This window comes from Salinivirga sp. (assembly GCF_055145285.1).
The window spans coordinates 20,704-34,511 of the sequence record NZ_JBSRDC010000068.1; the positions used below are offsets into that span (position 1 = coordinate 20,704).

Below are 13,808 nucleotides of genomic sequence, written 5' to 3' on the forward strand. Positions count from 1 at the left end.
GTTTTCTGGTCTAGTCGAAAGAATCCAGGCATTGTTCTACATTATCGTGAAGCTCAAAAATATTATCCAGCTTAGTAATTTTCATAAGCTCGAGGGCTTCCGGACTAACACTGCAAATTTTAAATGTTTTGTCGTTTTCCCGGGCACGTTTAAAAATGGTTATCAGGGTCCCAAAACCTGTACTATCTATAAATATTACGTCTTCAAGGTTAAGGATGAGCCGGTCGTAATCCCGCAGCAGTAATGTTAATGAATTTTTTATTTCTTCAGCGTTTAACACATTAAGCTTTGTGTCGTCTGATATTTTGGCAATTACAATGTTGTTTTCTACCCTTGATGATATCATTGATTCTGTTTTAAATATTCTTCCAATTCCTGTTTTGCTTTTTCAGCCTGCTTTTCAAATTTACGAATAAGTTTCTCAATTTCAACAATATTTTTGCCTTCTTTTGCCAGCAATTCAAGAGCTTTCATGCTATTGGCCAGTTTTTTCATACCCATCATGGCCACAGAACTTTTTGCTGTGTGTGCTACTTTCGCCATTTTTTCTAATGAGCGCTCTTCCAATAATTTGTTAAAATCGTCTTTAAAATCAGGCACTTGTTTAACGAAAATGGCAATAAATTCATTAATAAGGTTTTGATCGTTGCCAGCAGCAGATTTAATATAATCCAGGTTTGTATGTGTCAGTTTTATCGTATCTACATCGGCTTGCTTGTTTTCTTTATTGACTGTTCCCACAGCCTTAGCAATTTTATCAATTAATTCTTCCGGGTCGTAAGGTTTTGAAATATAAGCGTCCATCCCTTCGTTAAAGCATCGCTCTTTTTCTCCTTTTATCGCCGCAGCTGTTACCGCAATAATTGGGATATGGCTGTATGGTGCATCCATATTGCGGATGATATTTGTGGTTTCGTAGCCATCTTTTTCGGGCATGTGCAAATCCATCAGGATCACATCAAAACGCTTTTCCTCTAGTAAGGTCAACACTTCATTTCCATTATTTGCCACTTCTGTATTAAACCCGTTTTTCTTTAAAATTGTAATGGCGAAGGTCTGATTTATTATGTTATCTTCTGCGAGTAATATGTGTAGCTTTGAAGGAATGAAGTTGGTTTTTTCGAACAATTCTTCCTGTTCTGCTTTGCTTGAGTGAAACTCTTTTTCGATTGCTGAGCGAGGGGGAATGTTGAAGGTTAAATGAAATGAAAAGGTGCTTCCTGCGTGTTTTTTGCTTTGCACAGACATTTTACCTCCCTGTAGCTCAACGAGTTGACGCGAAATGGTGAGGCCCAGCCCGGATCCTCCGTATTTTCGGGTTGTTGAGCTTGTTTCTTGCTGAAAAGAGTTGAATATATCTTTTAATTTTTCACCAGCGATACCTATACCGGAATCTTTTACAGAAAACAGAAGGGTTACTGTTTCCGGATCGCGATTAATAACCCGTACCGATAATTTTATTTGACCTTCTTCTGTAAATTTTACTGCATTGCTAAGTAAATTATTTAAAATTTGATTTAGCCTTACCTGGTCACCATTGATAAATTCAGGAAGTGTGTCGTCTATTTTAGTAGAAAAATTAATGTCTTTCTCTTTTGTTTTAACCTCAAAAGTTTTGTATAGCCTGTCTATTAGTTCTTTGAGGTTGAAATTGCCTTTGTCAAACTCAATTTTACCGGCTTCTATTTTAGAAAAGTCCAGTATATCGTTGATTATTACAAGCAACGTAGCGGCGGAGGCATTAATGCTGTCTAGGTATGCTGTTTGTTCCTCATCAAGGGTGGTGTCTTTGAGTAATTTGGCCATGCCTACAATTCCATTCATTGGTGTGCGAATTTCATGCGACATATTGGCCAGGAACTTTTCTTTGATTTTCACAGAACGCTCTGCTTGTTCTTTGGCCAGTTGCAAAGCTGTATTCTGTTTATGAATTTGCGACAGCATGGTATTGAAACCACTTATTAATTCGTTTATTTCATCTTTGCCTTTCTCCTTTAACCTGATTGAAAAGTCTTTCTTTTTCGAAACATGTTCCATGGCTTCTGCAAGTGACATAATAGGGCGGCTGATGAGTTGTTGTAATTTTATAGCAAGCAGCATAGCAATACCCAGTGCGGTTAGTAAAATGATGGCTATGATGTTGAAAAAATCAGAGACTCTTTGCTTGTATTCTTCCAGTCCGGAGCGGATAGAAATGCGGCCAATGGTGTCTTTATTAAGTAAAATGCTTTTTTGCAGAAAGAGGTCGTTTTTGTCGAAGTAGTTAGTGTCTTTTGTAGTTTTTATGGGCCTTTTTACAATACTGCTGTCTCTGTTATATGCCGCCAGGGTATCGTTGTTTTCAATAATGACGAATGCATTTTTTATTTGTTTCTCAGCGCCAAGGGAGTTCAATATTTCTTTGGCTGTTTCGGTGTCTTTGTAGGTAATGGCTGCCGTACTATTGTCACCAATAACTTCAGCAAGAATATTGAGGTCATTTACTGTACGTTTTTCGAATTGTTTTTTATCATAAGCAAAAAATATAGTTCCTGCCATTACCAGTGCAATGGTAGTAATCAGCAGGATTATGCTCACAATTTTTACTTTTATGGAGAAATTATTAAAATTTAATTTCATCGGTTGTGATGATTTTTGAGAGCATCAGCAATTTAGAGCTTATAGATAATTGTGCATTTTTTGCAGCCTTGTTATTTATTTCAAACCGTTTGGGCGATTTTTGGGGTGTGAAATTTATAATTCCGCCTTGCTGGCAGAAATTATTGATTTCATCACCTACCGTCAGAATTGGCTTATCTTCAAGATGCATAATCAGGTTTCGCAGTTCGCTTTGACTGATATCTGTTATGAATAAAATATGGCATTGTTTGATTTGTTGCGGTCTGCTGTAGTATTTTACTATCCATTTGCGGTCGTTGGATTCCCTTGTTCCAATAATTTTCTCAATAACGCTCCCAAAGGGGTCGTTTCCATAAATACCCAAAACGTATGGAGATGTGGGGCTGTCGAAGGAGCTTGCCGGCCATTTAATGAATTTCGTGAAATTGAAAATATAGGCAGCCTTGACTTCGTATTCAGTGAATTTTTGCGCATTGGCATTCACTGCACCAAATACAAGTATGATTAGCCATATTTTAGTTATTCTATTTTTCAATTTCTGAATGCATTATGGGTTCAAAAATTATTATATCCACTCGTCTTGATTTGTCCAGATTTTTTTGCGATGCACGTTTTTTTTCTTCGCCGTGCGCTTCAATAATGATTCGGTTTGATTTTATGCGGTCCGATTGTATCTTTTTGAAGACTTCATTGGCCCGTCTTCTCGATAATTGTTCATTATATTTGGCTGAGCCTTGTTCATCTGCATATCCATGAATCTCGATTCCGAGAGAAGCGTTGTTGTACAGCAAATCTGTAATTCGTGAAATGTCGAAAAGGTATTTTGTTTTTATTTGTACCTCATTAACATCGAAATAGATAACCTTTTTCATCACTACTCGTTTTTCTTCAGAATCTAATGAGCGATAATTGAAATCGTATGAAATACTGGTTTTCCGGGTCGATGTTTCTTTGTTCGTGTTGAGTTTGGGTTTGGTGAAAAGTGTATCTCCTTCGTATACCGTTTTTTCTAAATATTCATGAGGTAGTTGATTAGAAGAATAAAAGTAAATATCTGAGGTTTCTTCGTTTTCCACGGTTTGTTCGTCAAGCAAAGCTAAGCTAACACTGTCGGTATTGGAAATAGCATTTTCAATAAGGTTTACTAAATGGTCGTACGATTCTTGTTGCTCGCTTGGCGAATTCTCCGGTGCTTCACGCATTTCATTAATATTTTCAATGCCAATACTGTCGGTGGTATTAATAATATCTTCTACCATTTTTAATAAATGGTCGTAATTTTTTTCCCGTTTGGGTTTATATTTTTCTATAAGTGAATCTGAAAGGTTTGTTTGATAGATATCGTAAAACACATTTTCTATTTCTACTTTTTCACCGATTTTTTTTTCGGCTAATTCAATAGAATAAAGCCTGATTTCCTGAAATAGCTCGTAAAAGTATTTTTGTCCCGGTACTAATATGTTGATAAACTGTGGTAAAAAACCTTCTGCTTCCACAATCATATCGTAATCTTCACCTGGAGGGAAAATCATGAGGTATTTGCCAGTGTGAGGGTTCGGATTGTAAATATATTTCATCCGCTCTTTGGTCTCCTGGTCATACACTTTAATGTCAGCGGCTACAGGTGTCAAAGGTGAACCGGCCTTAATTGTGCCTTTTACAATGGTGAGGGGTATATTTTGACTCAGGTTAACGCTCCAAAGATGCTGAACCTCAGGTTGAAAATCTTTTGGACGGCTAAAAACAACCAGGTTCCCGTTACCTGTTTGAGAAAAAGAGAGATCGTCATAAATGGTATTGATAAAGGCCACGTTTTTGGGTTTACCCCAGGAAATATCAGTTTTTGTAGCTTTAAAAATATCAAACCCGCCCATATTATCGTGTCCGGTGGAGGCAAAATAAAAATATTTCCCGCTCGCATGTAAAAATGGCGCACGCTCAAAATAAGGTGTGTTGATTTCAGGACCGACATTTTCAGCTGTGCCCCAGTTGTTTTCACTAATGCGGTTGATTCTGTATATATCAGTTTTACCATAGCCCCCGGGTTTGTCACTACTGAAATACATCGTAGTGCCATCTGCCGAAATGGTCAAGTCATATTCATTAAATTTACTGTTTATTTCACCAGGTAATGATTTGGGTTTTTTAATGGTTAAACCAACAAGGTTGGCTTCGTACAAATCGAGGTTACCCTTGTCCTCCTGATTGAAATAGAGTATTTGCCCGTCGTGCGATATACTTACCAGCGATGCATTTTCTAAATAGCCATGTGAGAATAATTTATTGGGTTCCTGAAAGCGGCCTTGTGATATTTCGCTTTTGTATAGCGTGTTGTTTTTATCCTGAAATATAATAATTTGTCCATCGACTGTGGTAAATACACTTTTGGTTTTGTACTTACTAAGCGGGTAGGGTAGCGGCGTTATATCGTATTGCTGGCGAGCCTGAACAATTTCTTTTGCGTTGTTGCACGTTTCGAGCATGCGTTCGCAATAAATAATAAATCGGTCATCTCTGCCTGCATTATCCAAATAAGCAGAGAAGTGCTCAATGGCTTTGTCGAACTGAAAAACTTTGTGGTAAAGGGTACCGAGATTTTTATGTATGAGTTGGTGGTTGGTCCGTCGGGTTGTCAGTGCTTTTTCAAAGTACGGGATGGCCTCCAGCTCCCTGTCTTTAACATTTATTAAGCTCCAGGCCAAATTGGCAGCATCTAAGGCATCTAAAGGCTTAACGGAATCAGCTTTCAGGTAATAAAATACCGCATCCTGGTGTTGTTCATTATTGTAATATTGCTCACCAAGTTTTAGGAGTTTATTTACATCATCCTGGCCTGCACTCAGAAGCGGCAATAATAAAAATAATATGAGTAGATTTTTAACCTGCACTTTTTTTATATAAAAATCGTGTTTTTTCACTAAATATTTAAATGCAATATAATAATTTTGACTAGTTGTTTTATGTATAGGACAAAATTCGTAATTTTAATTGCAAAATTCCTAATAAGTACCAATTTTACAACAATTATGCAAGTAATTATAATCTAAATTGTTGTTGCACTGAAAATCAAAAGAACAAAAATCACTAAAAAATGAAAAACAAAATGAAAAACAGATTCCTTGTGATTGTTTTTATAATACTTCCGTTTTTTGTAATTGGGCAAACAGATTCTACTATGGTTGATACGAGTTCTACCTTGGTAGTGGCTGAAAATCAGGAAGCTGAGCTTGCCTACAATCAAGGGATAAAGCTTTATAGCGCAGCTGATTACAGTGGAGCAATTGCAAAGTTCAATGAAGCTATTTCGTTTAAATCAGATTTTGCAAAAGCCTATTATAATCGGGGTTTGGCTTATTTTGAACAGAAAAAATACAACAACGCCATCAGCGATTTTGAGACCACTATTGATCTGGACAAATCTTATGCTAAAGCATATTTTTCCATGGGGCTGGTGCATTTTAAGACCGGGGACTATAAAAAAGCGGTGGTTAATTTTGACCTGGCTATGCGTACTGGTTTTAATGATGTTGATTTGTTTTATTTGACCGGTCAGTCGCATTTTCAATTAAAAAACTACGAAAAAGCAATAGAATCTTTTACGCTGGCCATTCGTCAGGCTAATGACAAATGGGAGATTTACAACGACCGTGGCAGTGCCTATCGCATGCTGGGTAAGTTGGACAAATCTGTTGATGATTATAAAAAAGCAAGTCAGCTCAATCCTACTGAGAGTTTGGTTTACAATAATTTGGCAAGTGCCCTGCGCAAAAAAGGTAATTACGATGATGCTGCGTTGAATTATGGACTCGCCATAAAAATGGACAACGACAATCCATTTTACTACAACAATCGTGGTACAGCCTATTATCATTTGAAAAAATATGATAAAGCCATTGCTAATTATGAAAAAGCGATTAATCTGAAAAGTAATTATGCGTATGCATATAACAATTTGGGAGCAGCCTGGATGAAGAAGCAAAATTTCACAAAAGCCATTGATGCTTTTAATAAGGCTACAGGTTTTAATGCCAAATATACACAGGCATGGATTAACTTAGGTTCTGCTAAAGAGATGAATAACGACATTGAAGGTGCTATTGCAGCATGGAAAAAGGCTGTGGTAAACGGTTCAGAAGCAGCACAACAATTTATCAACTACTACAAAAATTAGTCAGATTATGATACAAAAAATATCCGCTATCATTATACTAATCTCGGTTGCCGGGATACTCTCAGCCCAGGATGTGCCATTTGATAAATCGTATTTCAAAGATCGAAAAAGTGAATTCCGTGATGCACGAAGCCATTACAAAGATGGCGATGATTATTTTGACAATATGCAATACTATCTTGCATTGCAAAGTTACCTTAAAGCACACGATTTTAACCCGGATAATGCCAGGCTCAATTTTCAGATTGGTGTAAGCTATATGGCCTCTGTACAAAGCTACAAGTCGCTCAAATATTTTTTACGTGCCCGGGAACTCGATCCAGCAGTGAGTCGTGATATTATGTATTATATCGGGCGGGGTTACCATATGAATGGTCAATATCGAAAGGCGCTTGATGCTTATCGCGAATATAAAAAAGGCTTGTTGCCCAATCAGGTGGAAGATATTGAATATACCACCAAGCATATTAAAGAAAGTGAAGCTGCCCTTGAACTGGTTGATAAGCCTGCACGTGCCTTTATTGATAATCTGAGCGATATCAATACCGGCTACACGGAACACAGTCCGGTGATATCGGCCGACGAGTCGAAAATGATGTTTACCTCAACCCGCGAAGGCTCTGTGGGTGGGCGAATGGATGATTTTACCCAGGAATACGACGAAGATATTTACATTTCTTACAAGGTAAACGACCGATGGACGCGTCCGGTAAATGCAGGTGAACCGCTTAATTCACATATGAACGACGCTACAGTAGGTCTTGCTTCAGACGGGCAATTGCTGCTCATATACAATGGGCGTAAACGCAATGGCGATATTCAGTCGTCGGTGCTTGAAGGTGATGAGTGGAGTTACCCCGAATGGTTGCCACGTAGTGTTAACAGCGGCGAAAAGGAGACTTCTGCTTCGCTGGCCAATAACGACCAGGTGCTTTATTTTATCAGTGCCCGTGAAGGTGGATATGGCGGAAAGGATATTTATGTGGTGCACAAAGACCGCCGCGGTAATTGGGGCGATGCCCGGAACCTGGGCCCCGCAATTAACACCCCTTATGATGAGGAAAGTGTATTTATGCACCCCGATGGTCGCACACTTTATTTTAGCTCCATAGGACACAATACCATTGGCGGATTTGATATTTTTAGATCTGTTAGGGGTGATGATGGCAAATGGAGTAAACCTGAAAATGTGGGCATGCCAATCAATACCCCTGACGATGACCTGTCGCTGGTACTCTCTGCCGATGGCCGGCACGGATATTTTTCCTCCACCCGCGAGGGCGGTAAAGGGCGCCACGATATTTATCAAATTACTTTTCTCGGACCCGAAAAACCACTTTATTTGAGTAATGAGGACCAGTTGCTTGCCAGCTTTGAGAAGTCTGTAAGCGACAATGTGCTCGAAAAATCAGTGGAAATTATAACCATACGCCTCACAGTGGTAAAAGGGGTAGTGAAAGATGCCATTACAAACCAACCCATTAAGGCCAACATTGAGGTGGTTGATAACGACAAGGATGAAATTGTATTCAATAACCTTTCGAACAGTAAAACCGGCCGGTTTCTTGTAACCCTGCCTTCGGGTAAAAACTATGGACTTGCTGTAAAAGCTGAGGGTTACCTGTTCCATTCAGAAAATTTTAATATACCAAAAGCTACAGCCTATCAGGAAATTGAAAAGGAAATATTGCTCAATAATGTTAAAAAAGATGTGAAAATCGTACTGAAAAACGTGTTTTTCGATCAGGGAAAGGCCGTGTTGCGTTCCACTTCATATCCCGAGCTAAATCGCCTGGCCAAATTGCTGAAAGATGTACCTACATTGAAAATTGAGATTTCGGGCCATACCGATAACACTGGCAGCGCCAGCCTGAACCAAAAACTTAGCGAGGATCGGGCCAAAGCCGTGGTCGAGTACATCAAAGCCCAGGAAATAGCCCCCGACAGGTTAACTTTTGTGGGATACGGAGAAACCCAGCCCATAGCCGACAATAACACCAAAGACGGCCGCCAGCAAAACCGCCGCGTAGAGTTTAAGGTACTCAGTAAATAATAGAAATAACAGCGAGTGATGTTCGGTTATTTGAAAGTTGTACACAAATGCAACCTTGTACGGGAATTATCCGTATATTAAATTGAAGGTACGGAAATTATCCGTATATTTGTAAAAATATTGAATTATGGAAGCGTTAAATCATGAAAAAGCAAGGTTTGATACAAGGTTAACCAAGGAGCAAAAGCAATTTTTCGAAAGGGCTGCTTTCTTGGGTGGATATCGAACTCTAACAGATTTTATTATTGCGACAGTCCAAAGCAAAGCAAAAGAGATTATTGAGGAAAGAGAAAAAACTATAGCTTCTCAGAGAGATAAAGAAGTATTCTTTGATGCATTAGTTAATCCTCCAAAGCCAAATAAGAATTTGCTTGCTGCAAAGGAGGCATATAATAAATTACTTGCCAAGTGAATTATGTAATTATTCCGCTTGATCCTAAACGTGAGAGAAAGGATTTCGAATGTGGAAAAGGTTTACTAGACAATTATTTTCATAAACAAGTAAGCCAAGATGTAAAAAGAAAGCTATCAGTATGTTTTACTATAATTGAAGAAGATTCAAATAGTATTGCAGGTTATTATACGCTATCCAGTAATAGTATCTCAAACCACTTGATTCCTGAATCATATAGAAAGAAACTTCCTAACTCATATTCATCGATACCAACAACGCTTATAGGAAGATTAGCGATTGATAAGAATTTTCAAGGGAAAGGGATTGGAAAGTTACTTTTAATTGATGCTTTAAAAAGATGCTTTGATACATCCGATACTATTGGTGCTTTCGCTGTTATTGTTGACCCATTGGATACTGAAGCAGAAAATTTTTATCGTAAATATGGATTTATTAAACTACCTGATAGTGGAAAAATGTTTTTACCAATGAAAACAATAAAATCATTATTTGAATAAAGCACTGTGTACAACAGTGGCGAATAAATCAAAGGTGGCCAGTGCATTTCATGGGTTTAAGGTTTTGATTTAACCCCGCCAAAACTTCATTTTGATGATTAATGAAATAAATTTGTAAAACAAAGTTTTAGCTGGCTGAGCTCACGCCTAACGGCGATTCGGTTGGCTACGGAGCAAATTTTGAGAATTTTATAAGCAAGCCGTACGCTCCAAAGCCGCCACCGTTAGGTTTTAAAAAATCCGTAAAAAATCATTCTTTTTTGCAACGATATCACGTCAAGTACGTATATTTGTACATAAATACGAACTTAAAATAGCGATTATGATAGCTGCAAACTTTTCAGAATTTCGTGCTGAATTAAAGCGATTTCTTGACAGCGTTGAAGATGATAACGAAACATTAATCATAAAACGCAAGACGGGCAAAGGAACTGTGATGATTTCTTTGGAAGAATACAACTCGATAATGGAAACATTACATTTGTTGAGCTCCAAGAAAAATGCTGATCGACTTTATGAATCGATTGAACAAATGAAAACAGGAAAAACCATTACCCCAAAACTTGACGACTAAAATGACGATAACATTTTCAGAAAACGCATGGGGCGACTATTTATATTGGCAAAAGGTGGACAAAAAAATTGTTAAGAAAATCAATAAACTGATTAAAGAGATTCAACGGACACCTTTCGAAGGATCGGGACGACCTGAAAAACTTCGATACGATTTGGCGGGTTATTGGTCTCGACGAATTGACCAGGAACATAGATTAGTTTATCAAGTTGACGACAACCAGATTTTAATTTATTCGTGTCGATTTCATTATGATTAAAGAGAAGATATTACAAAACCTAACAGCGGCGTATAAAGCAAAGGCAGCCAGTGCGTTTCGTGAGTTTTAGGTTTTAATTTAACCCCGCCAAAACTTCGTTTTGACAGGTAAAAATGTATATTTGTAAAACAAAGTTTTGGCTATGTGCAGATTTTTAGGATATTACAAGTAAGAAAACTCTCACCAGCCGCAACGTCGGCTGTCTAAAAAAGATATATATAAGTTAAACAGTTTATGAAATATTTTTTGCTTCTAATATTGTGTTTATTAATATCAATCAATTCGGTTTTTTGTGATAATAAAATTGATAGTTTAATAAATAAGTTGCCCCTTGTAAACGACACAAGCAAATTAGATATTTTAATACAGCTAAGTAAAGCGCACTGGACTATTGCCCCTAGTAAAGGTCTGTTTTATTCTAACAAAGCTATCAAATTGGCAGAAAAATACCATGACCAAAACAAGGAGGCAAAGGCCTTATTATATGGTGGCGTAAATGCCTGGTTTATGGGTGTATACGATAAGGCTATAAAATATTATCAAAAATCCCTGACTATTGCTCGTGAAATTCAGAATGAAAAGCTATGTGCCTTTAATTTGAATAACCTGGGGATGGTAAATACTTATTTGAAAAATTACGAAAAAGCAATTGAAAATTATTCTGAATCTTCTCTTATTATTGAAAAGACAGGAGATAAAATTGAATATGCCAAAATTATAAATAATATCGCAGAACTAAATATGCTTATGGGAGATCTTGACCAGGCGTTAAAACAGCATTTATCTGTATTAGATATTATTAAAGGTTCAGACGAACATGTTTTTTTAATCTGGCTTTACAATGATATAGGAATTGTATATCAATTAAAAACTGATAATGAATTAGCATTGCGATATTTTTATAAAGCCCTGAATTTAAGTAATAAAATACAAAACACTCTAGGTAAGTCAATGTCAATGAATCATATTGGGGATGTGTATCTGCAACAAAAGAAATATGAAAAAGCAAAAGAATATTTTTATAAAGGGCTTAAACATGCAAAAGAAACAAATGCAAAAGAAAAAATAGATGAGAGTTATAAAAATATATCAGAATACTATTCAGCAATTGGTAATTATAAAAAGTCCCTTGAATACTATATATTATATAAGGAATTAAGTGATAGTATTATTAATGATAAAAAAATTCGTACCATAGTTGAAATGCAGGCCCGGTATGAATTAGAAAGTACAGAAAAAGAAAATAGATTACTACGAAAGAATATTGAAATCAGTGAGCTAACAAATAAGAATAACAAAATACTAAGAATTTTTCTCATTGTTTTGTTATTACTGACAATATTACTGATTATTTTTATATATAGCCGTTTGATGATAAAGAAAAAGAAGAATAAAGAACTAAGTGAAAAGAATACTATAATTTATAAACAAAAGAATCAACTTTCAAAGACTTTAATTGAACTGCAAGAATTAAATGAACTATTGTATAGACAAAAAGAAGAAATTCAGACTTCAAAAAAAGAATTGGAAACGGTAAATAAAAGACTTGCTGAAACAAATGCAACAAAAGACAAGCTCTTCTCAATAATTGCCCACGATTTGAAAAGCCCATTTAATACATTAATTGGTTTTAGCAATTTGCTTGTTAAAAATCTCTTAAAATATCCGCCTAAAAGAGTTCAAGAAATTGCTCAAATGTTGCATAATACATCAAAGCAAACATATACACTACTGGAGAATTTATTGGAATGGTCCCGCCTGCAAAGAGGAAGTATTGAATTTAAACCTGAAGAAATAAATTTATACTTGTTGTATAATGAAACCCGTCAATTATTAAGTCATTCAGCTGAAAACAAATCAATAGAATTGGTAAATCAAATACCTGAAAATACTTATGTTGTAGCAGATAAAAATATGCTTTTTACTATTATCAGAAATTTAATATCAAATGCAATAAAGTTTACGCCCAAATTTGGCAAAATTTTAATTGGTGCTGAAATAACAGATGATAATGAATCGGTTGAAATATTTGTGAAAGATAATGGTGTTGGAATTTCAAAAGAATTACAATCTAAAATATTTTATATTGGGGAAAATACAACAAAACAAGGTACAGAAAATGAAGCTGGCACAGGTTTGGGCTTGATTATTTGCAAAGAGTTTGTAGAAAAGCACAATGGTAGAATTTGGGTTGAAAGTGAGATTGGTGTAGGTTCATTATTTAGTTTTACAATACCATATAAACTAGAAAAATTAAAATAAAAAGATATTTATAATTATAGGTATTTAAATCATTGACTGGTGCCAAGCTCATAAGCAATCGCAGTATAGTAGTTTATTGAAGTTTCTTTTCCATCATTAAATTTAGAGCAACTATGAATCGATATAACCCACAAAAGTCAATTCCTCATAGCCGAGACGCTGAAAACTATAATGGGGAGCTGTCAATGTAAATTGGGTGTATTTTTACGCTATGTCTAGACAAAGTATTTCATTCACGCAGCCAAATGACGATTGGTTAAAAGCTCAAGTTGAAAGCAACGAATATTCAAGTAAGAGTGAATTAGTCAACGATTTAATACGGCAAGCCAGAAAGCAACAACGACAAATTGACTGGATTAAATCAAAATTAGAGCGGGCTGAGAATAGCGGATTTACCAGTGACGGCAAAGAACAGATACTTGTACAATCAAAGATTCAACTTGATTAAAACTTAGTTTTTACGGGAAGAAAATATAAATTTGTCAAACAAAGTTTTAGCGGAGCTGAGCTCAGCGCCAAACGGCGATTCGGTCGGCTACGGAGCAAATTTTGAGGTTTTTATAAGAAAGCCGTACGCTTCAAACCCGCATTTGTTGGCACCAATATGAAAGCAACGATACATATCATATTATTAATTTTAAGCGCTCTCCTGTTAGGATGCTCAAGCAATAAATACCATTCAACTGATTGGGATAATATCAAGGGCTCCAAAAATTTTGCATTATTCTTTAATTTTGCCCTGAAGTCGAATAATGAACAATTTATAGAGAAAGCTATAGATTCACTAGAGAAATACCAACCAGAAAATAAATATAGATTTTTAAGGTATCAGTGGATAATCTGATTCGATTTGTGCCACCATTTCCGGAGTGGTTTGTGCCACTAATTCCGGTTCAAATTGTGCCACTTTTTGGGCGCGCGCAATTTTAATTCGGATTCGTTTTGTGCCAGTTTTATG

12 protein-coding genes are annotated in these 13,808 nt (G+C 36.3%); 8 read left to right on the forward strand and 4 right to left on the reverse strand.

Features of this window, described 5'->3' with window-relative positions; translation table 11 throughout:
• Positions 1 to 10 precede the first annotated feature (10 nt).
• Genes ACTB0Y_RS14560 through ACTB0Y_RS14575 form a run of 4 tightly spaced genes read right to left on the reverse strand, consistent with a single transcriptional unit; the run spans position 11 to position 5,507 of the window.
• Entirely contained in the window at positions 11 to 346 is a 336-nt protein-coding gene (locus tag ACTB0Y_RS14560) for an STAS domain-containing protein (protein ID WP_463207563.1), read from the reverse strand.
• Positions 343 to 2,619 (reverse strand): ATP-binding protein, encoded by a 2,277-nt coding sequence (locus ACTB0Y_RS14565; RefSeq protein ID WP_463207564.1) that lies wholly within the window; start codon positions 2,617 to 2,619, stop codon positions 343 to 345. The genes ACTB0Y_RS14560 and ACTB0Y_RS14565 overlap by 4 nt, the downstream gene beginning before the upstream one ends.
• Positions 2,603 to 3,154: a YfiR family protein gene (locus tag ACTB0Y_RS14570; RefSeq protein WP_463207565.1), complete on the reverse strand. Its 552-nt coding sequence runs from the start codon at positions 3,152 to 3,154 to the stop codon at positions 2,603 to 2,605. Before ACTB0Y_RS14570 ends, ACTB0Y_RS14565 begins: the two co-directional genes overlap by 17 nt.
• Positions 3,144 to 5,507, reverse strand: coding sequence for an OmpA family protein (locus tag ACTB0Y_RS14575; protein WP_463207566.1), 2,364 nt, complete (start codon positions 5,505 to 5,507; stop codon positions 3,144 to 3,146). The genes ACTB0Y_RS14570 and ACTB0Y_RS14575 overlap by 11 nt, the downstream gene beginning before the upstream one ends.
• Positions 5,508 to 5,722: 215 nt before the next feature.
• Here ACTB0Y_RS14575 and ACTB0Y_RS14580 point away from each other — a divergent pair, with 215 nt between their 5' ends.
• From ACTB0Y_RS14580 to ACTB0Y_RS14615, 8 genes are all read left to right on the forward strand, one after another.
• Complete coding sequence (locus ACTB0Y_RS14580; RefSeq protein ID WP_463207567.1) at positions 5,723 to 6,790, forward strand: tetratricopeptide repeat protein; 1,068 nt, start codon at positions 5,723 to 5,725, stop codon at positions 6,788 to 6,790.
• A 7-nt stretch (positions 6,791 to 6,797) separates the two neighbouring features.
• The gene (locus ACTB0Y_RS14585) at positions 6,798 to 8,843 is read left to right on the forward strand and encodes an OmpA family protein (protein ID WP_463207568.1); all 2,046 of its coding nucleotides are present in this window, start codon (positions 6,798 to 6,800) and stop codon (positions 8,841 to 8,843) included.
• Between the two features lie 127 nt (positions 8,844 to 8,970).
• Positions 8,971 to 9,255, forward strand: coding sequence for a type II toxin-antitoxin system TacA family antitoxin (locus tag ACTB0Y_RS14590; RefSeq protein WP_463207569.1), 285 nt, complete (start codon positions 8,971 to 8,973; stop codon positions 9,253 to 9,255).
• On the forward strand, positions 9,252 to 9,755 hold the full coding sequence (locus ACTB0Y_RS14595) for a GNAT family N-acetyltransferase (RefSeq protein ID WP_463207570.1): 504 nt from the start codon (positions 9,252 to 9,254) through the stop codon (positions 9,753 to 9,755). The genes ACTB0Y_RS14590 and ACTB0Y_RS14595 overlap by 4 nt, the downstream gene beginning before the upstream one ends.
• A gap of 322 nt (positions 9,756 to 10,077) precedes the next feature.
• Positions 10,078 to 10,329: a type II toxin-antitoxin system Phd/YefM family antitoxin gene (locus ACTB0Y_RS14600; protein WP_463207571.1), complete on the forward strand. Its 252-nt coding sequence runs from the start codon at positions 10,078 to 10,080 to the stop codon at positions 10,327 to 10,329.
• A gap of 1 nt (position 10,330) precedes the next feature.
• Positions 10,331 to 10,588, forward strand: coding sequence for a Txe/YoeB family addiction module toxin (locus tag ACTB0Y_RS14605; protein ID WP_463207572.1), 258 nt, complete (start codon positions 10,331 to 10,333; stop codon positions 10,586 to 10,588).
• Positions 10,589 to 10,822: 234 nt separating this feature from the next.
• Entirely contained in the window at positions 10,823 to 12,850 is a 2,028-nt protein-coding gene (locus ACTB0Y_RS14610) for a tetratricopeptide repeat protein (RefSeq protein WP_463207573.1), read from the forward strand.
• Between the two features lie 211 nt (positions 12,851 to 13,061).
• Positions 13,062 to 13,298, forward strand: coding sequence for a ribbon-helix-helix domain-containing protein (locus tag ACTB0Y_RS14615; protein WP_463207574.1), 237 nt, complete (start codon positions 13,062 to 13,064; stop codon positions 13,296 to 13,298).
• Positions 13,299 to 13,808 lie beyond the last annotated feature (510 nt).

Coding starts and splice junctions, on each gene's coding strand:
- ACTB0Y_RS14560 (WP_463207563.1), bottom strand. CDS start 346: ATGATATCATCAAGGGTAGAAAACAACATTGTAATTGCCAAAATATCA.
- ACTB0Y_RS14565 (WP_463207564.1), bottom strand. CDS start 2,619: ATGAAATTAAATTTTAATAATTTCTCCATAAAAGTAAAAATTGTGAGC.
- ACTB0Y_RS14580 (WP_463207567.1), top strand. CDS start 5,723: ATGAAAAACAGATTCCTTGTGATTGTTTTTATAATACTTCCGTTTTTT.
- ACTB0Y_RS14585 (WP_463207568.1), top strand. CDS start 6,798: ATGATACAAAAAATATCCGCTATCATTATACTAATCTCGGTTGCCGGG.
- ACTB0Y_RS14590 (WP_463207569.1), top strand. CDS start 8,971: ATGGAAGCGTTAAATCATGAAAAAGCAAGGTTTGATACAAGGTTAACC.
- ACTB0Y_RS14600 (WP_463207571.1), top strand. CDS start 10,078: ATGATAGCTGCAAACTTTTCAGAATTTCGTGCTGAATTAAAGCGATTT.
- ACTB0Y_RS14605 (WP_463207572.1), top strand. CDS start 10,331: ATGACGATAACATTTTCAGAAAACGCATGGGGCGACTATTTATATTGG.
- ACTB0Y_RS14610 (WP_463207573.1), top strand. CDS start 10,823: ATGAAATATTTTTTGCTTCTAATATTGTGTTTATTAATATCAATCAAT.
- ACTB0Y_RS14615 (WP_463207574.1), top strand. CDS start 13,062: ATGTCTAGACAAAGTATTTCATTCACGCAGCCAAATGACGATTGGTTA.